We start from the raw sequence: 22,584 nt of genomic DNA, 5'->3' as shown, positions 1-22,584 counted from the left end.
TCAGGGTGCGGACCGGTCCACCGGCAGCTCCACGGTGATCGTCAGGCCGCCCTCGTCGCGCGGCCTGGCGGTGACCGTGCCCTCGTGAGCCTCGGCGATGACCCGCACGATCGACAGCCCGAGCCCGCTGCCCCGCTCCGAGCGCAGCCGGTCGCCGTGCAGCCGCCGGAACGGCTGGAAGATCGTCTCGATCTCGTACGGCGGCACGTGCAGCCCGGTGTTGGCCACCACCAGCTCGACCTGCTCGGCCCGCCGCCGCGTCGTCACCCACACCTCGCCCTTGGGCTGGTTGTGCCGGATCGCGTTCTCCACCAGGTTCTGCACCAGCCGCTCGACCAGCACCGCCTCGCCCGTCGTCGGCGCCGAGTCCAGCAGCCGGTGGATCGTCACGTCCCGCTCGGCCGCCTCCTCGCCGGCCTGGTCGAGCACGTGCTCGGCGACGTCGGTCAGGTCGAAGGGCCGCCGGTCCAGCACCGCCTGCTCGCCCTCGGCCAGGGCCAGCAGGCCGTCGATGAGGCGCTCGTGCCGGGCGTTGACCAGCAGCAGCGACTCGCCGAGCCGCTTGACGTCGTCGGTGGCGTCGGGGCGGCGCACGGCGACGTCCACCAGGGTGCGGTTGATCGTCAGCGGGGTGCGCAGCTCGTGCGAGGCGTTGGCGACGAACCGGCGCTGCCCGTCGAACGAGCGGGCCAGCCGGCCGAGCATGGTGTCGTAGATCTCGGTGAGCTCCTTGACCTCGTCGCGCGGGCCCTCGTAGGCGATGCGCTCGGTCAGGTCGTGGCTCTGGGCGACCCGGCGGGCGGTCTCGGTGACCGCCTTGACCGGCCGCAGCACCCAGCCCGCCGCCCGCCAGCCGACCCCGAACGCCGCGGCCGTGGCGGCCAGCACGATGAGCCCGCCCACCGTGCGCACGCCGCTCAGCGTCTCGCGCTGGTAGGCCGCGCGCACCCGCATCGCGTTGCGGTAGGCGGACTCGTAGGAGTCGCCGTAGGAGTACTGCCGGGGGAAGTCGGGCCTGATCAGGTCCGCCCGGTACTCCAGCTGCGACCGGACGACGAAGTACACCCCGGTCACCGTCAGGGCGCCGAGGAAGAGGAACACCCCGGCGCAGGCCAGGGCGAAACGCATGCGCACGGTCATGGGATGCGGTACCCCGATCCGGGGACGGTCTCGATCACCTGCGGCTCGCCGAGCTTCTTGCGCAGCTTCATCATCGTGGTCCGCACGGTGTTGGTGAACGGGTCGATGTGCTCGTCCCAGACCTTCTCCAGCAGGTCCTCGGCCGAGACCACCGCGCCCTGGGCGCGCAGCAGCTCGGCCAGCACGCCGAACTCCTTGCGGGCCAGCGGGACGTACACGCCGTCCCGGAACACCTGCCGGTGCGCCCAGTCCAGCCGCACGCCCGCCCGCTCCAGCATCGGCGGGTCGGCCCGGCGGGCGCGCCGCCCGAGCGCGTGCACCCGCGCCACCAGCTCCTCGAACGCGAACGGCTTGGGCAGGTAGTCGTCGGCCCCCAGCGACAGCCCCGTCACCCGCGAGCGCACGTCGCCGGACGCCGTCAGCATGAGCACCCTGACCAGCCGGTCCTGCTCCACCACCGTCCGGCACACCTCGTCGCCGTGCACCCCCGGCAGGTCCCTGTCGAGGATGAGCACGTCGTAGTCGTGCACGCCGAGCCGTTCCAGCGCCGCCTCACCGTCATAGGCGACGTCCACGGCGAGCGCCTCGCCCCGTAACCCCTCGGCGATCGAGTCGGCGAGCATGCGCTCGTCCTCGGCGATCAAAACCCGCACTTGTAGCCCCCAAGAAGATCATAAATGCCGCAAGTCTGGACCAGACCGCATAACGCGGGCGTAACCAGTTCCGGTGACGCTCAGGTTATCGGCGTCCCGCTGGACTGCCTCCCTTACGACCGGGACCGGCCCGGTCGGCTACGGGGGAGAAGGTCATGGCAGCCACCCTGGCCGGGACGCGTCCGCTCGCGCCCGCCGCGCGCCGCCCGCGCGGCCACGGGCTGTTCGCCTGCGTGCTGGCGCTCGCCGCCGCGCTGCGCGTGCTGGTCATGCTCGGGTACGACACGGCGCAGCTCTACTGGTACGACTCCTTCACGTACCTGGACACCGCCGTGCACCTGCGGCCCCAGGCGGCCTTCCACCCCGCCGGGTACTCCTGGTTCCTGTGGGCCCTGCGGCCCTTCCACAGCGTGGAGCTGGTCGCCGGGCTGCAGCACGCCATGGGCCTGGGGATCGGCGTGATGATCTACGCGTTGCTGCGCCGCCGTTCGCTGCCCGGCTGGGGGGCCGCCCTGGCGACCGTGCCGGTGCTGTTCGACCCGTCCTTCCTCCGGCTGGAGCACGCCGTGCTGTCGGACCTCCAGGTCATCTTCCTGATCACCGCCGCGCTGGTGGTCCTGATGTGGCGCCACGCCCCCTCGGGCGCGCCGCGCGGCCGGCCCGGGGTGCCGTCGGCGCGGGCCGCGGCGGTGGCGGGGCTGCTGCTCGCGCTGGCCGGGCTGACCAGGACGGCCGCCGTGCCGCTGCTCGCCCTGGCGGCCGGCTGGCTGGTGCTGCGCCGCGCGCCCTGGCGGCGGGTGGCCGCGCTGGTGCTGGCCGGCGCCCTGCCACTGGCGGCCTACGCCGGCTGGTACGCCCAGCACCACGGCCGTTTCGCCCTCAGCGGCTCCGACGGCGTCGCCCTGTGGGCCAGGACCATGACCTTCGCCGACTGCTCGATCATCAAGCCGCCGCCCGCCGAGGCCCCGCTCTGCCCGAACGGCACCGTCGCCGACGCCGCCTCGGAGTACGTCTGGGCCCCCGGCGCCTCGCTCAACCGGCTCCCGGGCGACCGGTTCGCCCACAACGACCTGGCCAGGTCGTTCGCCCTGCGCGCCATCGCCGCCCAGCCGCTGGACTACCTGCGCGAGGTGGCCCGCGACACCTCACTCGCCTTCACCTGGTCGCCGGTGCCCCACCCCCGGCGGATGAACCCGTCCACCACCTTCCCCCGCGGCTCCTGGCCGCTGCCCGAGCAGCAGGCCCTCGTCGCGAAGGTGCGCTCGGAGTACGACCCCGGCATCCACGGCATGAGCTCCGTCGAGCCGTACGCCTCGATCCTGGCCGCCTACCCCTACCCCTGGTTCCTGCACGGCACGGTCTTCGGCGTGCTGCTCCTGGCCGGCGGCCTCGGCTCGGCCGGACGTCGGCGCGCCGCCCTGCTGCCGTGGGCGACGGCGGCCTTCCTGCTGCTGGCCCCGGTGGCGGCCCTCGACTTCGACCACCGGTACGTCCTGCCCGCCATCCCCTTCGCCTGCGTGTCCGCCGCTCTGGCCGTCGCGGGGGCAGCGACGGGAAGGGCGACGGGGGCAGCGGCGGGGGCAGCGGCGGGCGCACGGACCAGGCGGTTTCCGGGCCTGACCTTTCGGAGGCTGACATCCTTGCGAAAAAATACGTAATATCCACTGCATCGCGAGCGTTGGGGGCGCCAAGGTGCCGGGACAGAGCGTGGGTGTGGTCGTCGATCCGGAGGTTCCTCCGGAGGTCGCGGGGATGCTGCGGGCCAACGCCGCGCTGCTGTCCAGGATCCGGTCGGGCTGGGTGCCGCCGGCCGACGCGCGTCCGGGCCGGTTCAGGAACGTCTCCAGCGTCGCCCTGCTGGCCGCCACGCCCGGGGTGGTCGCGCTCATGGCCGTGCTGCTGGCCCTGTCCCACCCGGCCGCCGGGTTCACGTTGTTGGGCACGTTCGTCTTCATCGTCCTGGTCAAGATCGCTTCGATCAGCGAGCTGCCCGAGCACGACGTGTCGCGCGACCGCGAGGTGTACGAGCGGGCCCGCCCGTACCGGGACCGCTACCTGCTGCCCGAGGACTTCGACCGGGACGCCGCGGACGTGCTGACCAGGGCGCAGCGGGCCATCGGTTCGGTGCTGCGCTCGCACGTCAACGCCGAGGGGCTGCTCGACGGGGCCCGCAACGCGCTCATGCTGCCCGCCCAGGAGTGGGAGATCGCCCGCCTGCTGGCCAAGCTGTCGGGCTTACGCGCCGAGCACGCCGCCCTGGTGTCCAGGGGCGTCGCCCCCGAGGTGGCCGCCGTGATCGAGCCGCTGGACAGGGCCCTGGCCACCAGCGAGGCCGCCATGATCGCCCGCGTCGAGGCCCTGGAACGTTACGCCGGGCACGTCGCCGAGGCCGAACGCGCCTACCACGCCCGCGGCCAGATCGAGGAGCTGCGCGCCCGCCTGCCGCGCTACGAGGAGCTGCTGGCCGAGACCGGCGCCGACGCGCTGGCCGTCCCGGAGATCGACCGGCTCGCCGAGGACGCCGACCACCTGGAGCAGGTGTTGCGGCGCAGCGTGCGGTCGGCCCACGAGGCGTTCCGGTACCTGGAGAGCTGACATGCCGGTGGCCGGGCGGAACCGCCCTCGCAGGAGGTGAATCCCCATCCGATCCGACATCATGGCCGACGTCATCGTCGATCCCGGCGTGCCGCCGGCCGACGCGCGGCTGCTCAGGGACAACCGGCGGCTGCTGCTCAGGACGCGCAGGGGCTGGGTCCCGGACGGCCCCGGCCTGCCCGCCGCGCCGTACTGGCGGCTCGGCGCGGTCTGCGGGGCGACCGTCTGCCTCGGCCTGCTGCTGGGCGCCGGAGGGCTCGGCCGCTCCCTGGGGCCGCTGTTGCTGGTGCTCCTCGCCATCCCGCTGATGATCGTGACGTTCGTCCGCACCGAGACGCCGGAGGGCGAGGAGGCCGAGCACGAACGCCGGGTGCACGCCCAGGCCGTCCGGCACGAGGGCCGGTACGTGCTCCTGGACGACCTCGACGAGTCCTCCCGCAGGCTGCTGCGCCGGGCCCAGCGGGCGGTCGCCACGGTCTCGCAGTCGCGGGTCAACCTCGAAGGGCTGCTGGACGACGTGCGCAACGCGGTGATGCTGCCCGCCCAGGAGTGGGAGATCGCCCGCCTGCTGGCCAAGCTGTCGGGCCTGCGCGCCCGGCACCGGCAGACCCTGTCGGGGGAGAGCGCGCCCGAGGTCGCGGCCGTGGCCGAACCCCTCACCAGGGCGCTGGACAGCAGCGAGCAGGCCGTCGTGGCCCGGGTGGAGGCGCTGGAGCGGTACGCCGCCAACGTGGCCGAGGCCGAACGCGCCTACCGGGCCCGGCAGCAGATCGCCGAGCTGCGCGCGCGGCTGCACGAGTACGAGGAGCTCGTCGCCGAGACCGGCGCGGGCGACGGCGCGATGGACGAGCTGACCCGCCTGACCGAGGACGCCGACCGCCTGGACCAGGCGCTGAGGCGGAGCGTCAGCTCCGCCCACGAGGCCTTCCGCTACCTGGAGCCGGGCCCCCCGGAACCCTGACCGCCCTGGACTCCGAAGCCCTGCCCGCTCTGACCGCTCTGGTCCCCGAAGCCCTGCCCGCTCTGACCGCCCCGGACTCCGAAGCCCTGCCCGCTCTGACCGCCGTGGCCGTGCGGCGCGGGGGAGCCGGCGGCGTGCGGCGGGTGGGCGCCGCCGTGGGCGGCCTCCAGGAGCAGGTCGCACAGGGCGTCGGCGGCGTCGAGGCGGCCCAGCTTGCCCGCCGCCTGCCCCATCGCCGCGCGCAGCCCGGGATCGGCCAGCATCGGCATCAGCTCGGCCAGCAGCTGCTCGGCCGTCGGCCGCGGCTCCAGCAGCGCCCGCGCGGCCCCCGCCGAGACCAGGTAGCCGGCGTTCTTGCGCTGCTCGTCGCCGCCGGTCGGGATCAGCGGGATCAGCAGCGACGGCTTGCCGATCGCGGTCAGCTCCGACACCGTGCCCGCGCCGCTGCGCGAGATCACCACGTCGGCCGCGGCGAACAGGTCGGGCAGCTCCGTCCCCACGTACGGCACCGGGTGGTAACGGTCGGCCAGGCCGGGCGGCACCTCGACCGCCCGCATCTGGTCGATCCAGGCCGGCCCGCACTGGTGGACGACCTGCGCGTGCGGCAACAACCGCGGCAGGATCTCGGCGATCAGCGTGTTGATCTGCTTGCTGCCCTGCGCCCCGCCGGTCACGTAGATCAGCGGCACCTCGAACGTCAGCCCGAACAGGTCGTAGGCCGCCGCCCGGTTGCCCTGCAGCAGCTCCGGCCGCACCGGGTTGCCGGTCACCACGGCCTTCGCCCGCGCCGACGGCGGCAGGTGCTCCAGCGACGACTCGTGCGACAGCGCGATCCGGGTCGCCAGCCGGGCCAGGATGCGGTTGGCCAGGCCCACCACGGTCGTCTGCTCGTGCATGACCAGCGGGCGGCGGATCAGCTTGGCCGCCACGCCGATCGGCACCGCCACGTACCCGCCGGTGGACAGCACCACGTCGGGCAGGTAGCGGGCGGCGTGCCCCACCGCCTGGAACACGCCGACAGGGATGCGGAACACGTCGGCGATGTTGGTGCCGAGCTCCTTGAGGTTCGGACGGCGGCGCAGCTTGCCCGTGGTGATCGCCTTGAACGGGATGCCGTGCTCGGCCGTGATCCGGGCCTCCAGGCCGTTCTCCGTGCCCACCCACAGCACGTCGTGCGGCACCTGACGTCGCTGGACGGCCGACAGGGTCGTCAGGGCCGGATAGGTGTGACCGCCGGTGCCGCCGCCGGTGATCAGCAGTCGCAGGGTTCGTGACATGCGATCAGACTATGGCCGCGCGGCGGAAGCCCGTGTGCCCGGTCCGGCCGCCGGGCGTGTTCGCCGCGCGCCCACCCCGCCCTGACCGGGCACCCGGCCGGCCGGTCGGCCCGCCCGGCTCGGCCGGGGGCAGTGCCGGCTTCGCCCGAAAAGCCGCAGACCGGTAGCGTTTTCCCATGCGACTAGGCGTGCTGGACATCGGCTCGAACACCGTCCATTTACTCGTCGTCGACGCCCACCGGGGCGCGCGGCCCATGCCCGCCTACTCCCACAAGGAAGAGCTGCGCCTCACCCAGTACCTGGGCGCGGACAACCGGCTCGCGCCCGAGGGCATCGAACGGCTCGGCGCGTTCGTCGAGGAGGCGGTGCGCCTGGCCGAGGACAAGGGGGTGGAGGACCTGCTCGCCTTCGCCACCTCGGCCGTGCGCGAGTCGGCCAACGGCGAGCAGGTGCTCGCCGAGATCGACGAGCGCTGCGGCGTGCACATCGCGGTGCTGTCCGGGCGCGACGAGGCCCGGCTGACGTTCCTCGCGGTGCGCCGGTGGTTCGGGTGGTCGTCCGGGCGGCTGCTGGCCTTCGACATCGGCGGCGGGTCGCTGGAGATCGCCGCCGGGGTGGACGAGGAGCCCGACGTCGCGGTGTCGCTGCCGCTCGGCGCCGGGCGGCTGACCCGCGACTGGTTCACCGGCGACCCGCCCTCCGCCGAGGAGGTGCGCAAGCTGCGCAAGCACGTCCGTACGGAGATCGCCCGCACGGTCGGCGACGTGGCCAGGTACGGCGAGCCCGACCGCGCCGTGGCCACCTCCAAGACCTTCAAGCAGCTCGCCAGGATCGCCGGCGCGCCGGCCTCCAGCGAGGGCCCGTACGTCTCGCGCGCGCTCTCGCGCGCCGACATGGCGTCCTGGGCGGCCAGGCTGACCGGCATGAGCTCCGCCGAGCGGGCCGAGCTGTCCGGGGTGTCCGAGGGCCGGGCCGCGCAACTGGCCGCCGGGGCGCTGGTGGCCGACGCGGCCATGGACCTGTTCGAGGTGGAGCGGCTGGAGGTGTGCCCGTGGGCGCTGCGCGAGGGCGTGATACTGCGCCGGCTCGACCTCCTGCCCGGACGGCTGGACCAGTCCACTGGGATCGCCGAGTAAGGCCGATATATCCCAAAAAATTGGCATAATTCGCTGGTGAGCGGGCACTTTTCGCCCAATGTTGACAGTCCTCGGTACGATCGGCTCCCTGGTGATCGTCTTCGTCCTCATCGTCCTGGCCGTCCTGGTCATCGCGGTGGTCGCGATGCTGGCGATGGGCGCGCTGGCCGGAACGATGGTCGACTGGCACACGTTGTGGCGGCGGCTGACCCGCCGAGGGGCACGGTTGACGCTGAAACTCAGCGCCCCCGAGGCGCCCGCGCGGCTGCGGGCCAAGCTGAGCGGCGGCACGCCTCTGGTGAGCCGCCGTCTCCGGCTGGCGCCCGTGATCCGCGGGGGCGACCGGCGTCCCGACGTGAGCCGTCCCGGCCGGAGCGCCCGCGTACGCAGGCATTCCGGCCTCACCACGACCGCCGTCTCCGGCAACGAACACTGAGAAACGAGAAGTGAGAAAGGGCCGGGCCACCGCTGACGCGGCGGCCCGGCCCCGGTGTGCGGGTCACCTGGCGATGAGATGCTGTCCCGCCGCCCCGGGGGTGAAGCGCAGCTTCTTCTCCAGGCAGACCATCGCCCCGTTCTCGCGCACGTTGGTGAACCGGATGTCGTCGGCGAGCGCGCGCATGATCTGCAGTCCGCGGCCGTGCTCGGCCCCCGGGCCGGGTTCGATCACCTTGTTCGGATCGAAACCGCCCCCCGTGTCGACGACCTTGATGACGCACAGGTCGTCGTGCACGCAGGCGCTGACGGTGTAGTCGTCGCTGGGCGTCGCGTGCTTGATCACGTTCGCGCACGCCTCGGTCAGCATCAACTCGATGTCGTCGCGAATCTGGGCCTCGACGCCGAGCGACCGCAGCGTGCCGTCCAGCATCTGCCTGATCAGCGGGACGCTCGCCGCATCCCTGGGCAGTCGGAGCGCTATCGTCGCCTCCACTGCGTCTCCTCCCGTCTGGATGCGTGCGAGCCTTCTGCCCCGGATCCCGCGCGCCAATCGTCCATTGCGCCCCCGAAGCGCCACAGGGGTCGCTACTGCTCCACGAGCCGCAGCGCCACCTCCATGCACGCCTTGTCGATCTCCTCCTCGGTCAGCCCCTCGCCGGCCATCGACAGCCACTTGCCCGCGTGCAGCGCGAACAGCGCCAGCGAGCGGCTGATGCGCTCGGTGGGCGTGGCGCCGGGGTCGCTCATCTCGGCGGTGAGCTCCATCATCGTGTCGCGCATCTTGGCGAGCTGGGGGTGGTTGCGCATCGCCGTCTGGTTGCTCTCCAGGAAGCGGGCGACGGCCAGGTAGCGGGGCTGGCGCAGCCGTTCGGCGTAGCGTTCGAGCAGCTCGCGGCGGGTCTCGGGGGTCTTCGGCGCGTTCCTGGCCCACTCCAGCAGTTCCTGCAGCTCCGCGACCCGGAGATCGACCAGGCTGCCGATGATGTCCTCCTTGGTCTTGAAGTGGTAGTACAGCGCGGCCTTGGTCACGCCCAGCTCTTCTGCGATCTCGCGCAGCGAGGTCGCCTCGTAACCCTGCTCCGTGAAGAGTTTCAGCGCGATCTCCTGGATCCGCGCCCGCGTGTCTTCCCGCACTTTGCACCTTGATTTCGACTTGACGGTCGGCAAGTAAGTATCTAGCTTATTCTAAGCTTGCCGGTCGGCAAGTAAGCAAGATCACAACTGGGGGTGTGCAGTGGCGGAGGCAGTCGGACGGCGCCGCGAGGTCATGGTCGTCCTGCCGGGCCTGATGCTGGCCATGGTGCTGGCCATGCTGGACAACATGATCGTGGGCACGGCCATGCCGCGCATCGTGGGCGAGTTAGGGGGCCTGACCCATCTGTCGTGGGTGGTGACCGCCTACGTCCTGGGCACGACGGTCTCGACGCCGATCTGGGGCAAGATCGGCGACCTGTACGGCCGCAAGACCATCTTCATCACCTCGGTCGTCATCTTCATGATCGGCTCCGCGCTGTGCGGCATGGCCGGCTCCTCCATGCTGGGCGGCCCGGCCGACGGCATGACCGAGCTGATCGCCTTCCGCGCGATCCAGGGCCTCGGCGCCGGCGGCCTCATGGTCAACGTCATGGCCATCATCGGCGACCTGGTGCCGCCCCGCGAGCGCGGCCAGTACCAGGGCATCATGGCCGGCGTCATGTCGCTGGCGATGATCGCCGGCCCGCTGGTCGGCGGCTTCATCACCGACCACCTCGACTGGCGCTGGGCCTTCTACGTGAACCTGCCGGTCGGCGCGGTCGCGCTGGTCCTGCTCGTGCTCAACCTCCACCTGCCGCGGACGCACAACAAGGTGCGCATCGACTGGGCGGGCGCGGTCCTGCTGTCGGTCAGCATCACCGCGATGGTGCTCATCACCACCTGGGGCGGCAACGAGTACACCTGGGGCTCCTGGCAGATCCTCACCCTGATCGCGGTCGCCGTGGTCTTCCTGGCCGGCTTCATCGTGGTCGAGCGCCGCGTGGCCGAGCCCATCATGCCGCTGCAGCTGTTCCGCAACCGCAACTTCACCCTGATCTCGGGCATCGGCTTCCTGCTCGGCTTCGCCATGTTCGGCGCGATCAACTTCCTGCCGCTGTTCCAGCAGACCGTCCAGGGCGCCACGGCCACGAACTCCGGCCTGCTGCTGCTGCCCATGATGGCCGCGGCCATGGTCGTGTCGCTGTTCGTCGGCAAGGCCATCACCAGCACCGGCAAGTACAAGATCTACCCGATCGTCGGCGGCGTCGGCATGGCCGCCGGCATGTGGCTGCTGTCCACGATGGGCGTCGACACGGCCTCCTGGCAGACCGGCCTCTACATCGCCGTGCTCGGCCTCGGCATGGGCTTCCTCATGCAGACCACCATGCTCATCGCGCAGAACAGCGTCGAGCAGAAGGACCTCGGCGTCTCCAGCAGCGCCACCACGTTCTTCCGGTCGATCGGTGGCTCGTTCGGCGTCTCGCTGTTCGGCGCGATCTTCAACAACCACTACCTGTCGGAGCTGACCGGCCGGTTCGGCGCGCAGGCGGCCGAGCGCATGACCTCGGGCGGCGGCGCCAGGATGGACCCCAAGCAGCTCGAACAGCTCCCCGTGCAGATGCGCACCGGGATCCTGGAGTCGCTGGCGACCTCGATCTCCGGCGTGTTCTGGTGGGCCATCGCCTTCGCCGTCGTGGTGCCGCTGCTGGCGGCCTTCATCAAGGAGATCCCGCTGCGCGGCGGCGCTCCCACGGAGGCGGCCCCGCAGGAGGCGGTCAGCCCGGCGGCAGGCTGAACAGCCGGTCGATCGCCGTCAGCTGGAACAGGCTGCGCAGATAGGGCGTCAGCGCCACCACCCGCACCACGGCGCCGGCGTCCGCGGCCCGCAGCTGGAGGCGGACGAGCCCGGCCAGGCCGGAGGAGTCGACGAAGGTCAGCCGGGACAGGTCGACGTCGATCGCGGTGCAGCCCGCGGGGACGGGGAAGTCGCCCAGCCGGCTGACGGACTCGTAGTCGAGGTCGCCGGACAGGGCGAGCGCGACGGTCGTCGCGTCGGGGGTGGCGACCTCGATGTGCAGCGGCTTCCTGTCGACCACCCGGCCAGCCTAGCCACCCCGGGAAAAATGGGAGGCGGCGGGGTGGGCGAAGTGTGCACAATCCTCCCCATGCACATCTTGCGCCGCCCCCGGGTCGACGACGCCGCGGCCATCCACGAGCTGGTCGCGGCCTACGACACCGACGTCATCGGCTCGCCCGACATGACGCTCGACGACATCGCCGACGAGCTGGCCGAGCCGGGCTTCGACCTCGACAGGGACGGCTGGCTGGCCCACGACGAGACCGGCCGCCTGACCGGTTGGGCCTGGGCCTGCCGGGTGGGCGACAGCGACCTGGTCAACATCGAGGTCATCACCCGCCCCGGGCTGGACGGCCTGCCCGGCCTGGACGACCTGCGGCAGGAGCTGTGGCGCACGGTCACCGCCCGCGCCCGCGAGCTCGGCGCCGAGCGCGGCCACGACGGCGTCACCCTCGACATCGGCATCTACCGCGCCGACCAGGACAAGCAGTCCTACGCCAAGGAGCAGGGCTTCGAGCCCGGCACCAGCTTCCACCGCATGCGCGCCGACCACACGGCCCCCGTCGAGGCGCCCGCCCCGCCGCCCGGCCTCACCCTGCACACGGGCGAGGACGAGGAGACCCGCCGCGCCGCGCACGAGGTGCACCAGATCGGCTTCGCCGAGCACTTCGGCTTCATCTCGGTCGACTACGACCACTGGTACGAGCGCCGCCAGGCCATGAGCGTCACCGACTGGAGCCAGCTCACCCTGGCCAGGATCGACGGGGAGCCCGCCGGCGTGCTGATCGGCAACAACCAGTTCGTCCCCGACGAAGACTGCGGCTACGTCGCCACGCTCGCCGTGCACCCGCGCTTCCGCGGCCGGGGACTGGGCCGCTTCCTGCTCCGGCACGCCTTCGCCGCCGACGCCGCCAGAGGCCGCACGGGCACGATCCTGCACGTGGACAGCAACAACACCACCCCCGCGCTGGGCCTGTACGAGTCGGCGGGCATGCGCCGCGTGCTGGCCATCGACGTCTGGCGGCGCCGCCTCTGACCGTCCCGTCACCGGCTCCCGCTAGACCCGGTGGCGGGCCAGGTGCTCCAGCACCGACTGGTTGGCCTCCCAGCCGTCGGGGAACTTCACCGGCACCCCGAGCTGCACCGGCTCGGCCGACGGGTGGGCGTCCAGCAGCTCGGCGATGCCCGCCCGCGCCACCATCACGCAGGCGTGCCGGTGTCGTGAGGCCAGCACGCACAGCCGCCCCGACTCCAGGTGGAAGGCGGTGGCGTCGCGGCGGCCCGACAGCGGGTGCAGCACGATCGTCACGTCGTACTCGCGGCCCTGGAGGCGGTTGGCGGTGTCCACGGTGATCTCCGGCGGCAGCCCGGCGTTCCTGATCGCGGCCACCTGGTCGCGGTGGGCCGCCCCGACCGCGATCCGGTCGGCGGTCACCGGCCGCTCGCCCTGCTCGGAGGTCGCCACGGCGCCGCGCTGCAGCAGCCGCGCCGCCAGCAGCGCCACGGCCTGCACGGCCTCGCCGTCGGTGCGCACGGTGTGCCGTTCGGGCAGCTCCAGCAGCGCCCACCCCGACCGGGCGGCCTCCTCCAGCGCGCGGTCGTGCACGGTGCCCATGCCGCCCGCGGTCAGTTCGAGCCGCCGGTCGCCCGCCGAGGTGCCCGACCGGAACCCGGTGAACGGGTAGAACGCCTTCGACACCACCGGCGCGGCCGAGGCGGGCAGCCGCCAGGACACCGGCAGCCGATGGACCGGCAGCTCCGGGTTGTGCCGCAGCAGCACCGCCACCGCGCTCTGCAACGGGTCCCACGACAACCCCGACCAGCGGTCGCCGTCGACGATCGAGAACGGGTCGAGCTGCCCGGGGTCGCCGACGAACAGCGCCCGCTCGAACAGCCCCGCGATGCGCAGCAGCTTGTCCGAGCGCATCTGGTACGCCTCGTCCACGATCGCCCACGGCCACACCCGGCCGGAGATCCACGCCCACTTGTCGGCTGTGGCGATGACGATGTCGGGGTCGCCGAGGTCCTGGATCCTGGTGCCGACGGTGACGCCGGCCAGCTCCAGCATGCGCGGGTGGGGCACGTACCCGCCGGCCGACAGCCGTCCGACCTTCAGGTGCGGGTGTCTGTCGGAGATGCGGGCCACCAGGTCGTCGACCTGCTCGTTCGTCTGGGCGACGATCATCAGCGGCTCGCCGGTGGCGGCGATGTGCGCGGCGGCCCGCACGACCAGCGTGGACTTGCCGGCGCCCGGCGGGGAGTCGACCACGACGCCGCGGTTCCTGGGCAGGTCGGCCAGGACGTTCGCGATCACCTGCTCCGGGCTCTCGCTCACGACCATTCCTCCTGGGCGTCCTCGTCGTCGGGGATGTACTCCTGCGGCGGCCCGCCGTGCGTCCACGGCGTGGCCTCGGCCTCGGGCAGCGCCGGCGAGCCCTGGAAGTCGTCGGTCAGCGAGGTGTAGCAGACCCGCTCGCCGATCTCCGGCACGGCGCCGGGCGCGGGCGTCTTCCCCCGGCCCATGCCCTTGGTGATCTTCAAGGTGATCAGCCCGTCGTGGGCCTCGACCAGCTCGGCGCCCTGGCCGCGGCGCTGCGGGGTGCCGAGCGAGGCGCCGGGCGGCAGGCGTACCGGGTCGTCGGTCTTCAGCACCACCAGCGGACGCAGCTTGCGCGAGCGGCCCTCGCCCTCGACGTTGTCGGGGACGGTCTCGACCACCTCGCCGGCGAACGCCTCGCCGGTCAGCCGGTACTCGGCCATCACCAGCAAGTCGTCGTAGGCGCGCTGCACGTCGTAGGCGGCCTGGGCACGTTCCATGCGGGCCAGCTTGGCCGCGGCCGCCACCGCGCCGTCGCGTCTGGCCTGCGGCGGCGCGCCCTCGGCGATGTGGGCGGCCATGGCGCTGAACGAGCCGCGGTCGTGCTCCCAGCGCTGGGCCACGCTCGCGCCCGGCTCCAGCCCGGCCAGCAGGTCGAGCGCCTGCCACATCAGCCGCCAGGTGGGTTCGAGCTGGGTGCGCAGCGCCTCGGCGACCCGCTCGGGCGACTCGCTCTCGATGGCCGGCGCGAGCACCTCGGCGTCGAAGCCCGGATCGGTCGCGGGCCCGGCGGGCGGCCAGATCAGCGGGTCCTCGGCGTCGTCGGAAGGGCCCTGGGTGATCCAGGACAGCAGCGCGGCCAGGTTGGCGTCCTCCAGCGCGCTCTGCCCGCTGGCCCAGTGGCGGCCCAGCTCCTCGGTCGCGGCCAGCGTCAGCGACGAGCCCGGGTAGGCCGCCCGCTCGGCGAAGTACGTCAGCCACCGCCCCAGCAGCGGCACCTCGGGCGGCACCGGGTAGGGCCCGTCGGGCCTGCGGAAGCGCGTGGAGCGGCCGAGCAGCCTGGTGAAGCCGACGCCCGCCTGGTTCGGCAGGACGAGCTGCGGCGCGTCGAGCGCCCGCTCGTAGGGGTCCGCGTTCTTGCGCTCCACCGTCTCGGTGTCGGCGGTGAACCCCTCGACGTACGGCAGCAGCACCCCGGCCAGCTCGGCGGCCCAGGCGAAGCGCAGGTCACGGTTGCGCGGCTGGGTGACGACGAGCAGGCGCGGCCGGTCGCGGTCGGTGCCGAGCATGGCGGCCAGCGGCGCGGCGGCCTCGCCCGACAGCTTGAGCGGGATGAACACCATCGGCCGCGCGCCCACGTGGCAGTGGCGGACCGTGGCGACGGGCTGGGCGATGCCCTCCCGCAGGGCGCGCAGCCGGGCGAGCGAGGTGAGCAGGCTCAACTGAGGCACTCCCTGCGCAGGCGTTCGGCGTTGCGGAGCAGGCCGGCGATCTCCTCCTGGCCGTCGGCCGGGTCACGCAGGCCGTCGGCCAGGCCGAGCGCCTCGGCGACCGAGGCGACCCCGCCCAGCTCGTCGCGCACCTGGCGGCCGAGCAGGTCGGAGGCGCCCTCCTGGCGGGCCTCGTCGCGGCAGAAGAAGCACAGGTCGCACGCGGACAGGCAGTCGGGCGCGTAGCGGGCGGTGGTCCTGCGCAGCGCGTCGGCCAGCTCGGCCGCCGGACGGGTGGGCCGGCCGTCCTCGCCGGGCCGCAGGTCGAAGCTGAGGTCCTCGGGCAGCGCGGCGAGCAGCCGGTCCAGGCCGGTCATCCGGGTGAGCTGACGGCGCAGCACGGCCAGCTGCCTGCGCACGTCGACCAGGGTCGCCACCGGCCGGTTGGCGAAGTTCTCGGGGCACACCAGCACCACGTCGTGGGAGACGGTGAGCGGGTCGTGCCCCAGCTCCGCCAGCATCGTGCGCAGCGCCAGCACATAGACGGCGGCCTGGCGGGCGGCGGCGGCCACCGCGGCCGGCTCGGCCTGCCCGTCGACCACCGCGAACGACTTGATCTCCACCACGTGGAAGCGCCCGCCGAGCTGGAAGGCCACCACGTCGGGTTCGAGGAACGCGGTGTGGCCGGCGATCTCCAGGCTGAGCAGCGGGTGGTCGAACAGCGTGCCGGCGTCCTGGTCGCCGCGCGCCGCCCGGTCGAACAGGGCGCGGGTGTGGGTGTGGCGCAGGTGGGCGCCGACGTTCTCCACGTCGTGGTAGGCCACCTCGGCGACCGGCAGGTCCAGCACCTCGCGCAGCATGCGCAGCAGCTCGGCGCAGCCGTCGGCCTTGACCAGCGCCTCGAACGCGTTCCCGCGGGTGATCGCGAACGGCGACTGGCCGAACGGCGCCGGGAAGCCCAGGTGGCGGGCGGCGGCGTCCTTGTCGACGCCGGCGCCGTCCATGAGGGCGCGGCGGGTGCAGCCGGGGTTGGCGGCCAGGGCCGCGATCGCTCTGGCGTCGTGCGGCTTGGGCGGCGTCGTGCCGCGCAGCGCGTCGAGCCGGTGGGCCGGGCCGTCCTCGCGTCTCAAGCCGCTCACGTCGCTGTCTCCTCCTTGATCGTGCCCAGCGTAGCGGCGCCGAAGAGCCTGGCCACGTCACCGAGCTGGGATGTGGCGCGTCGTGCCAGCTCGGCGCGGTCGCGCGTGTCGCGTTCTGCGTGCACCGCCAGCTCGGCCCTGGCCGCCTCGGCGATCCGCCGGCGGTCGGGCGGCCCGAGGTCGGTGGCCGTGGCGCCGGGCACGTTCCTGGCCATCCGCGCCAGTAAGCGCAGGGCCCGCTCGTCCTCGCCGTCGTGCGAGGCCACCGCGATGGCGCAGGTCAGGAAGTCGACGCGGGGGCTGAGCGGGCCGACCACCCGCCGCTCCAGCGGCCAGGTGCTGAGCGTCAGCAGGCCGCGGGCGGGGGAGAGGCGGTCGGTCAGCGCCGCGCACAGGTAGTACGGCCTGCCGTGCGGCGTGGACCGGAACGAGCGCTCCTCGTCGCGGCGCAGGCTGGTGAGCTGGGCGCTGCGGATGGTGCCGGCGAAGAACGCGCCGCTGACCGCCACCACCAGGCGCGGCTGCGCGGCGGCACCGAGCAGCGCGAGCGCCTGGTGGACCTGCTCGCGCACGGTGACCAGCCGGGGCCCCTCCGCCCTGGCGCGCGGCTGCTCGCCGCTCACCAGGGCGTCCCAGGCCCGCTCGGCGGCGCGCAGCTCGGCACGCAGGACGCGGGCCGTCGCGCCGTCCCTGACGCGCATGGCCTTGCGCACGCCGGCCCGGAGCCCGTCGATCCGCCGCTCCAGCTCGTCCAGCGGGTCACTCATGGCGCGAGGGTATCAACAGTTCCAGTATTTCCCAGTATTTACACCGAAATCTACGATGTAAAGGGGCGGGCCAGGAACCACATGCGGTCCTCGGTGAGGAACCGCTCCAGCCGCAGCCCCTCGGCGGCCAGGGCGTCGGCCAGCTCGTCGTCGGTCATGCGGCGCGAGGTGAACGACTGGGTCCAGACCCGGTCGCCGTGCTCGTAACGCATGGTCGCGGCGAACACGCCGGGGGAGATCTCCTCGACCTCCGCCAGGGTGATCGTGACGTCGCCGTCCTTCCTGCCCGAGCCGGCCCGCCAGCCGTCGTGCCGCTCGGCCGTCATCCACTGGACGAGCACCGCCCCGCCCGGCTTGACGTGCCGCGCGCACGCCGCCAGGAAGGACCGCCTGACCTCCACGTCGACGACGTTGACGAGCTGGGAGGCCAGCGTGACGGTGTCGAAGCGCCGGTCGAGCCGCAGGTCCTGGAGCCGCGCGTGCACGGTCTCGGCCCCGCGCACGTGCGCCAGCATCTCGATGGACTCGTCCACGGCCACGACCTGTAACCCGGCCTCCACGAGCGCGTGGGTGACCCTGCCGACGCCGGCGCCGAGCTCCAGGACGGACCCGCCGGGCGGGGTCTCCTGGATGACGACGTCGGCGTCGCGGCCGGGCTGGAGGAGGGTGTAGAACTCGACCGGGGATCCGTCGGGGGTGATGGCGCCTGGGCCTGTGCCGGTGTTCTTCATGCCCAAAAACCTAACCGCCGCGTGAGCCGTCCGTGAGCGGGGGACGATGGCCTCTGTGACCGGTGAGGTACGAGTTCTGATCGGCGTCGGCGTGGGCCTGGCCGCCGTTCCCCCCGTCTACTACCTGACCGAGGCGGGCGCCAGAGCGCTGCGGGCCGGGCAGGCGGCCTTCGCCCCGGCCCCGGCCGGGGTGGGCTTGCTGGCGGCGGCGGCCCTGATCGTCGCCGTGCTGGCCGCCTGGCCCGCCGCGGCGCTGGCCTGCGGGGTGCCACTGGCGGTGGCGGGCGTGCTGTTCGCCCTCGACCTGCGGGCCGCGATCGGCCTGGCGGGCGCGCTGCCCGGCCTGTGGGAGCCGCCGTGGGCCGAGCCGCCCGGCACCCTCGCCGGGGCGACCGGCCTGTACGCCTACACCGGCGCGTTACTGGTCTTCTCGGCGCTGCTGCCGCGTCGTCTGCGATCTATCCTGAGCAGATGAGCAGACGGGACCCCGACCGGCGCAGGGCGCTGCTCGACGCCGCCGACCGGGCCATCCTGGCCGAGGGCCCCGAGGTGTCGATGGCGGCCATCGCCGCCGAGGCCGGCATCACCAAACCCGTCCTCTACCGCCACTTCGGCGACAAGAGCGGCCTGTACCAGGCGCTGGCCGACCGCCACGTGCGCACGGTCATCGCCCAGCTCCGCCCGCAGTTCGCCGGGCCCGGCACCGACCTGCGGGCCCGTGCCCGCGCCGCCATCGGCGTCTATCTCGACCTGATCTCGGCCAACCTCGACCTCTACCGCTTCCTGTTCCACCGGGCCAGCGCCGAGGACACCCGCATCCGCTCCCACATGACCTCGCTCGTGCGCGGCCTGGGCGAGGAGCTGGGCCGGGTGCTGGCCGACGAGCGGGTGGTGGCCGACCCGGTGCGGGCGCAGGTGCTCGGCCACGCGTTCGTCGGCATGGTGCAGACGACGGGCGACTGGTGGCTGGAGCATCCGGAGGTGGACCGATCGCAGGTGGTGGAGGGGCTGGTGGACGTGATCGCGGCGGCCGTCGCCGGGGGCTGAGGGCTCCGGCGGGCCGACCGGCGCCCGGCCCGGCCCAGCCCAGCCCAGTCAGTCAGGTCAGGTCAGCAGGCCGAGCAGGTCCCACTCGTTCTGGCAGGCGCGGCGGCCGAGGGCGGCCAGCTCGACCGAGGAGGCGCCGCCGCGCAGGTGCCGCATGGTCTGCATGACGCAGATGATCCCCCATTTCAGCACGCCGAACGTCTCCCACCAGCGCAGCGCGTCCAGGTCGACGGGCCGGCCGCCGGCCTCCTCGTAGGCGGCGATCAGCTCGGCGTAGCCGCCGAACCCGCCCACGGGCAGCGGCGAGCCGAACCGCCACGCCTTGACGCACAGCCAGCCCAGGTCCTCCAGCGGGTCGCCGGCGTGGGCCAGCTCCCAGTCGAGCACGGCCCTGACGCCCTCCGGGCCGACGATCAGGTTGCCGTTGCGGAAGTCGCCGTGCACGACGCTCGCCGGGACGGCGGGCGGCCGATCGGCCTCCAGCCTGCGCAGGGCCAGCTCGAACACCGGGTGCGGCTGGCCGGTCAGGTCGAGCACGCCACGCCAGAAGCACAGCGGGTCGGCGGGCACGGCCTGCGGCGCGGTCGCGGGTGCGGTCCCGGTTCCGATCCCGGGGGTCACGGTCCCGGTCCCGGGGGTCACGGTCCCGGTCCCGGGGGTCACGGTCCCGGTCCCGGTCGCGGTCTCGTGGGGCGTAGTCTCGGGGGTCGCGGTTTCGAGGGGCGCGGTCTTGGGGGCGGTCGCGGGGCCGGTCTCGGGCAGGCAGGACAGTGGCATGCGGTGGATGGCCGCCAGCGCCCGCCCGCACTGGGCGGCCAGTTTCGCCCTGGCCTCCCGGTACGCCTCGTCCCGCAGGATCCGGCGCGGGATGGTCTCGCCGGGGATCCGGCTCATCAGGACGTACGGCCCGGCGGGCGGCTGAGTGGGCGGCCGGGCGGACGGTCCGGCGGGCGGTTCGGCCAGCGGTCGCGCGGGCGACCCAGGGGGCCGGCCGGTGGGCGAGTCGGTGGGTGGGCCGGTGGGCGGTCCGGCTGGTGGGCCGGCGGCGGCCACGACGTGCGGGACGGGGACCCCGGCGGCGGTCACGACGTGCGCGACGGGGACCCCGGCGGCGGCCACGACGTGCGGGACCGGGACCCCGGCGACGGCCGCCGCCCGCATCAGCCGCGCCTCCTCGGCCAGCCCCGTCCCCGCCTCCAGGGCGGCCCCCGGCCCGTCGAGCCGGAGCACCAGCTCCTGCCGGTCGCCCCCGGGGACGACCACGTCCAGGGCCCAGGTCTCCCTGGAGGCCCCGCCGGGCAGCCTGATCGCGTACGGGACGGCCGCGTCCGGGCCGTACACCTCGCGGACGATCGTCTCGATCCGGTTCATCGGAGGCCGAACTCCCAGGCGCCGCCGGCCGCGTACGCGCCCAGGAGGCGGCGGCCGACCGCGTCGATGTGCACCTCGTCGGGGCCGTCGTAGACGCGCGCGGCGCGGGCGTGCCGGTACATGCGGTCCAGCGGCGTGTCGGGGGTCAGGCCGGCCGCGCCGTACACCTGGACGGCCCGGTCGATGACGTTGTGCAGCATGCGCGCCCCCACCACCTTGATCGCGCCGATCTCGACGCGGGCCTGCGAGCCGGCGTCCACGGCCTCGGCGGCCTGGAGCGTGAGCAGGCGGGCGGCCTGGATCTCGGTGTAGGAGTCGAACACGTGCTGCCGCATGAGCTGCTTGGCCGCCAGCGGCTCGCCGAAGGCGGTGCGCGCGTGCAGCCGCCGGCACATCAGGTCGAAGGCCCGCTGCGCCTGCCCGAGCCAGCGCATGCAGTGGAAGATCCGGCCGGGCCCGAGACGCCGCTGGGCGATGACGAAGCCGTGCCCGCGCTCGCCCAGCAGGTTCGCGGCCGGCACCCGCACGTCCTCGTAGCGCACCTCGCAGTGCGCGCCGCCGAGGCCGAGCACGGGGGTCTCGCGCACGATCGTGTAGCCGGGCGTGTCCGTCGGCACGAGGATCATGGAGAAGGCCCGGTGGGGCGGCGCGTCCGGCTCGGTCCGGCACATCACGGTCGTGTACGCCGCCACCGACGCGCCCGTCGTGAACCACTTGTGCCCGTTGATCACCCATTCGTCGCCGTCGAGCACGGCGGAGGTGGTGAGCTGGGTGGGGTCGCTGCTGGAGACCTCCGGCTCGGTCATCGCGAAGCTGGGCGAGATGTCGCCGCGCACCAGCGGCTCCAGGTAGCGCTCGCGCTGCTCGGGGGAGGCGTGCTCGTGCAGCATGAGCGAGTCCTGCAGGGTGAACGTGCCGAGGGCGAGCTGCCCGTACTCGCTGCGGCCCTGGACCTCGTTGACGTAGACGTAGTCGAGGAACGGCAGCCCGCCGCCGCCCAGCTCGCGCGGGTGGCCGAGGGCCCACAGGCCCTCCTTCCTGGCCTCGTCCCGCAGCCCGGCCATGGTGGCGGCGGCCCGCGGCCCGCCCTCGTGCAGCACCTCCTCGGCCGGTTCGACGCGCTCGGTCATGAACGCGCGCACGGCGTCGCGGATCGGCCGGACGTGCTCGGGCACGGCGAAGCTCATGGGGTGATCTCAACCGAAATCCGTTGCGCGGTCAACGGTCGGCGCGCCCGCGCAGCAGCAGCGATCGAAGTCGAACCGCTCGGCGCAGGCCTGCTCCCACAGCCGGGCGGTGTCGCCGCCGGCGCGCGGGAAGACCAGCCGCGCGATCACCAGCGCGACCACCGCCCGCGCCCCGGCCAGGTAGAGCGCCGAGGCCGCGCTCTGGACGTGCGCGCCGGAGACGAACAGGTCGTCCACCAGCAGCACCCGCGCGCCGTCGACGCGGCCCAGCACCTGGAAGGCCCGCTCGTCCGAACGCCGCCGAGCGAGGTTCTCGGCCGCCTGCGCCGACCCGGCCATCAGCACGGGACGGTGCAGCCCGCGCAGGTCGCCGACCATGTCCACGATCCGCGGCATCGGGCCGAAGACCTCGATGGGCCGGTCGAGCCGGGTGCCGGGCAGCGTGGTGACCATCGTGAAGGGACCGCCGGCCAGCCGGGTCAGGCAGGCGGAGTGGGCCCGGTGGAAACGCGCCACAGTGGCGGCCAGGAAGGGCACCCGGCGCACGCTGCCCGGCGGGTCCCTGCGGCGGGTCACGATCGCGTGCAGCTGGGCGCCGTCGCCGTCGCGCACGCACAGCGAGACGGGCACGACGTGCTCGGTGTGGCGGTACAGGCCCTGGGTGGTGACGCCGCAGGTGACGCAGAGCCCGGACGGCCCGCCGGCGCCGGTGTGGCAGATCCGGCAGACGCCGGGACCGGCGGCCGGGACGTTGCGGAAGATCTGCAGGTACGCCTCGGTCACCGCGCGGGCGTCGCCCATGGTCAGAAGACGGTCGTCAGCCGGGTCACATCTACAAGATTGACCGCCTGGCGCGCCAGCTCGTCAATGCCCGCTACGACAGTGACTCCTCCCCGGTAGGCCAGCCGGGGCGTCCAGGGCAGGCCGGGCGCGGCGAAGACGTGCTTGCCCTGGGACAGCGCCATCGCCGCCCGCTCGCCGTCGCAGGCGCCGTCGCCGGTGACGTAGAGCGCGGCGGCCAGCCCGCTGGTCACCAGCCCGGTCACCGCCCGCGTCCGGACCGTCGCGGCCGTGCCCGGCCAGAACGGCGACACCGCCACGACGGCCCCGGGCCCGCCGACGCCCGGCCGCCCGCCGTCCGGACCGCCCATGAGAGCCCCGAGCCCCCTGGTCACCGGCCGGCCGTCGTCCGGGCCGACCACGATCGCGCGCCGCGACCGAGGAGCACGGCGCGTACGGCTGGCGCAACACCAACCGCCTGCTCGCCGAGCCGGGGGTGATCGGGCTGAAGACGGGGTTCACCC

The 22,584-nt window shown here is 73.6% G+C and carries 24 protein-coding genes; 9 read left to right on the top strand and 15 right to left on the bottom strand.

The window, feature by feature from the left end:
* Both ACWEJ6_RS43545 and ACWEJ6_RS43540 read right to left on the bottom strand, forming a co-directional pair.
* On the bottom strand, positions 1-1,140 hold the full coding sequence (locus ACWEJ6_RS43545; protein ID WP_387669300.1) for a sensor histidine kinase: 1,140 nt from the start codon (positions 1,138-1,140) through the stop codon (positions 1-3).
* The gene (locus ACWEJ6_RS43540) at positions 1,137-1,793 is read right to left on the bottom strand and encodes a response regulator transcription factor (RefSeq protein ID WP_387669298.1); all 657 of its coding nucleotides are present in this window, start codon (positions 1,791-1,793) and stop codon (positions 1,137-1,139) included. The genes ACWEJ6_RS43545 and ACWEJ6_RS43540 overlap by 4 nt, the downstream gene beginning before the upstream one ends.
* 155 nt (positions 1,794-1,948) lie before the next feature.
* Between ACWEJ6_RS43540 and ACWEJ6_RS43535 the strand changes: the two genes are divergently transcribed.
* From ACWEJ6_RS43535 to ACWEJ6_RS43525, 3 genes are all read left to right on the top strand, one after another.
* Positions 1,949-3,451: a phospholipid carrier-dependent glycosyltransferase gene (locus ACWEJ6_RS43535; RefSeq protein WP_452431367.1), complete on the top strand. Its 1,503-nt coding sequence runs from the start codon at positions 1,949-1,951 to the stop codon at positions 3,449-3,451.
* A 49-nt stretch (positions 3,452-3,500) separates the two neighbouring features.
* Complete coding sequence (locus ACWEJ6_RS43530; protein WP_387669295.1) at positions 3,501-4,388, top strand: hypothetical protein; 888 nt, start codon at positions 3,501-3,503, stop codon at positions 4,386-4,388.
* A 61-nt stretch (positions 4,389-4,449) separates the two neighbouring features.
* Positions 4,450-5,349, top strand: coding sequence for a hypothetical protein (locus ACWEJ6_RS43525; RefSeq protein ID WP_358286439.1), 900 nt, complete (start codon positions 4,450-4,452; stop codon positions 5,347-5,349).
* Here the strand turns inward: ACWEJ6_RS43525 and ACWEJ6_RS43520 are convergent.
* A complete protein-coding gene (locus ACWEJ6_RS43520; protein ID WP_452431366.1) occupies positions 5,319-6,626 on the bottom strand; it encodes a UDP-N-acetylglucosamine--N-acetylmuramyl-(pentapeptide) pyrophosphoryl-undecaprenol N-acetylglucosamine transferase in 1,308 nt (435 codons plus the stop codon). The genes ACWEJ6_RS43525 and ACWEJ6_RS43520 overlap by 31 nt on opposite strands.
* A 176-nt stretch (positions 6,627-6,802) precedes the next feature.
* Between ACWEJ6_RS43520 and ACWEJ6_RS43515 the strand changes: the two genes are divergently transcribed.
* Together ACWEJ6_RS43515 and ACWEJ6_RS43510 are read left to right on the top strand one after the other, a co-directional pair.
* Positions 6,803-7,762 carry a Ppx/GppA phosphatase family protein gene (locus tag ACWEJ6_RS43515; protein ID WP_358286443.1) on the top strand — a complete coding sequence of 320 codons (960 nt, stop codon included), beginning with the start codon at positions 6,803-6,805 and terminating at the stop codon, positions 7,760-7,762.
* 58 nt (positions 7,763-7,820) lie between these two features.
* A complete protein-coding gene (locus tag ACWEJ6_RS43510; protein ID WP_387669290.1) occupies positions 7,821-8,198 on the top strand; it encodes a hypothetical protein in 378 nt (125 codons plus the stop codon).
* A gap of 63 nt (positions 8,199-8,261) precedes the next feature.
* Here ACWEJ6_RS43510 and ACWEJ6_RS43505 read toward each other — a convergent pair whose 3' ends face one another.
* Positions 8,262-8,693, bottom strand: a complete 432-nt coding sequence (locus ACWEJ6_RS43505) for an ATP-binding protein (RefSeq protein ID WP_387675568.1) — start codon at positions 8,691-8,693, stop codon at positions 8,262-8,264.
* A gap of 92 nt (positions 8,694-8,785) precedes the next feature.
* Positions 8,786-9,334 carry a TetR/AcrR family transcriptional regulator gene (locus ACWEJ6_RS43500; protein WP_397156527.1) on the bottom strand — a complete coding sequence of 183 codons (549 nt, stop codon included), beginning with the start codon at positions 9,332-9,334 and terminating at the stop codon, positions 8,786-8,788.
* A gap of 100 nt (positions 9,335-9,434) precedes the next feature.
* Between ACWEJ6_RS43500 and ACWEJ6_RS43495 the strand changes: the two genes are divergently transcribed.
* Positions 9,435-11,009 (top strand): MDR family MFS transporter, encoded by a 1,575-nt coding sequence (locus ACWEJ6_RS43495; RefSeq protein ID WP_452431365.1) that lies wholly within the window; start codon positions 9,435-9,437, stop codon positions 11,007-11,009.
* Here the strand turns inward: ACWEJ6_RS43495 and ACWEJ6_RS43490 are convergent.
* Positions 10,990-11,310, bottom strand: coding sequence for an STAS domain-containing protein (locus tag ACWEJ6_RS43490; RefSeq protein WP_387675563.1), 321 nt, complete (start codon positions 11,308-11,310; stop codon positions 10,990-10,992). The two genes, ACWEJ6_RS43495 and ACWEJ6_RS43490, sit on opposite strands and share 20 nt — an antisense overlap.
* 69 nt (positions 11,311-11,379) lie before the next feature.
* Here ACWEJ6_RS43490 and ACWEJ6_RS43485 point away from each other — a divergent pair, with 69 nt between their 5' ends.
* On the top strand, positions 11,380-12,327 hold the full coding sequence (locus ACWEJ6_RS43485) for a GNAT family N-acetyltransferase (protein ID WP_452431364.1): 948 nt from the start codon (positions 11,380-11,382) through the stop codon (positions 12,325-12,327).
* Between the two features lie 21 nt (positions 12,328-12,348).
* Here the strand turns inward: ACWEJ6_RS43485 and ACWEJ6_RS43480 are convergent, their stop codons facing one another.
* From ACWEJ6_RS43480 to ACWEJ6_RS43460, 5 genes are read right to left on the bottom strand one after another with little or no spacing between them, the layout of a single operon-like run.
* Positions 12,349-13,632 carry an AAA family ATPase gene (locus ACWEJ6_RS43480; protein ID WP_452431363.1) on the bottom strand — a complete coding sequence of 428 codons (1,284 nt, stop codon included), beginning with the start codon at positions 13,630-13,632 and terminating at the stop codon, positions 12,349-12,351.
* Positions 13,623-15,059: a hypothetical protein gene (locus tag ACWEJ6_RS43475; protein ID WP_452431362.1), complete on the bottom strand. Its 1,437-nt coding sequence runs from the start codon at positions 15,057-15,059 to the stop codon at positions 13,623-13,625. The genes ACWEJ6_RS43480 and ACWEJ6_RS43475 overlap by 10 nt, the downstream gene beginning before the upstream one ends.
* Complete coding sequence (locus ACWEJ6_RS43470) at positions 15,047-16,177, bottom strand: hypothetical protein (RefSeq protein ID WP_387675555.1); 1,131 nt, start codon at positions 16,175-16,177, stop codon at positions 15,047-15,049. The genes ACWEJ6_RS43475 and ACWEJ6_RS43470 overlap by 13 nt, the downstream gene beginning before the upstream one ends.
* The gene (locus ACWEJ6_RS43465) at positions 16,174-16,944 is read right to left on the bottom strand and encodes a hypothetical protein (RefSeq protein ID WP_358286459.1); all 771 of its coding nucleotides are present in this window, start codon (positions 16,942-16,944) and stop codon (positions 16,174-16,176) included. The genes ACWEJ6_RS43470 and ACWEJ6_RS43465 overlap by 4 nt, the downstream gene beginning before the upstream one ends.
* A gap of 50 nt (positions 16,945-16,994) precedes the next feature.
* Complete coding sequence (locus ACWEJ6_RS43460; RefSeq protein WP_452431361.1) at positions 16,995-17,675, bottom strand: class I SAM-dependent methyltransferase; 681 nt, start codon at positions 17,673-17,675, stop codon at positions 16,995-16,997.
* Between the two features lie 55 nt (positions 17,676-17,730).
* On the opposite strand from ACWEJ6_RS43460, the gene ACWEJ6_RS43455 reads away from it, so the two are divergent.
* Entirely contained in the window at positions 17,731-18,150 is a 420-nt protein-coding gene (locus ACWEJ6_RS43455) for a hypothetical protein (protein WP_358286463.1), read from the top strand.
* A complete protein-coding gene (locus ACWEJ6_RS43450) occupies positions 18,147-18,722 on the top strand; it encodes a TetR/AcrR family transcriptional regulator (RefSeq protein WP_357975501.1) in 576 nt (191 codons plus the stop codon). Before ACWEJ6_RS43455 ends, ACWEJ6_RS43450 begins: the two co-directional genes overlap by 4 nt.
* A 57-nt stretch (positions 18,723-18,779) precedes the next feature.
* Here ACWEJ6_RS43450 and ACWEJ6_RS43445 read toward each other — a convergent pair whose 3' ends face one another.
* The 4 genes from ACWEJ6_RS43445 to ACWEJ6_RS43430 are packed head-to-tail and all read right to left on the bottom strand — an operon-like array spanning position 18,780 to position 22,482.
* On the bottom strand, positions 18,780-20,093 hold the full coding sequence (locus ACWEJ6_RS43445) for a phosphotransferase family protein (RefSeq protein WP_452431360.1): 1,314 nt from the start codon (positions 20,091-20,093) through the stop codon (positions 18,780-18,782).
* A complete protein-coding gene (locus tag ACWEJ6_RS43440) occupies positions 20,090-21,280 on the bottom strand; it encodes an acyl-CoA dehydrogenase family protein (protein ID WP_452431359.1) in 1,191 nt (396 codons plus the stop codon). The genes ACWEJ6_RS43445 and ACWEJ6_RS43440 overlap by 4 nt, the downstream gene beginning before the upstream one ends.
* A 9-nt stretch (positions 21,281-21,289) precedes the next feature.
* Positions 21,290-22,081 carry a hypothetical protein gene (locus ACWEJ6_RS43435; protein WP_452431358.1) on the bottom strand — a complete coding sequence of 264 codons (792 nt, stop codon included), beginning with the start codon at positions 22,079-22,081 and terminating at the stop codon, positions 21,290-21,292.
* Between the two features lie 2 nt (positions 22,082-22,083).
* On the bottom strand, positions 22,084-22,482 hold the full coding sequence (locus ACWEJ6_RS43430) for a hypothetical protein (protein WP_452431357.1): 399 nt from the start codon (positions 22,480-22,482) through the stop codon (positions 22,084-22,086).
* Between the last annotated feature and the right edge of the window lie 102 nt (positions 22,483-22,584).

Source organism: Nonomuraea sp. NPDC004702 (assembly GCF_053601695.1).
The sequence above is the reverse complement of the archived record's forward strand: the minus strand, read 5'-3'. Positions and strand labels throughout refer to the sequence as shown.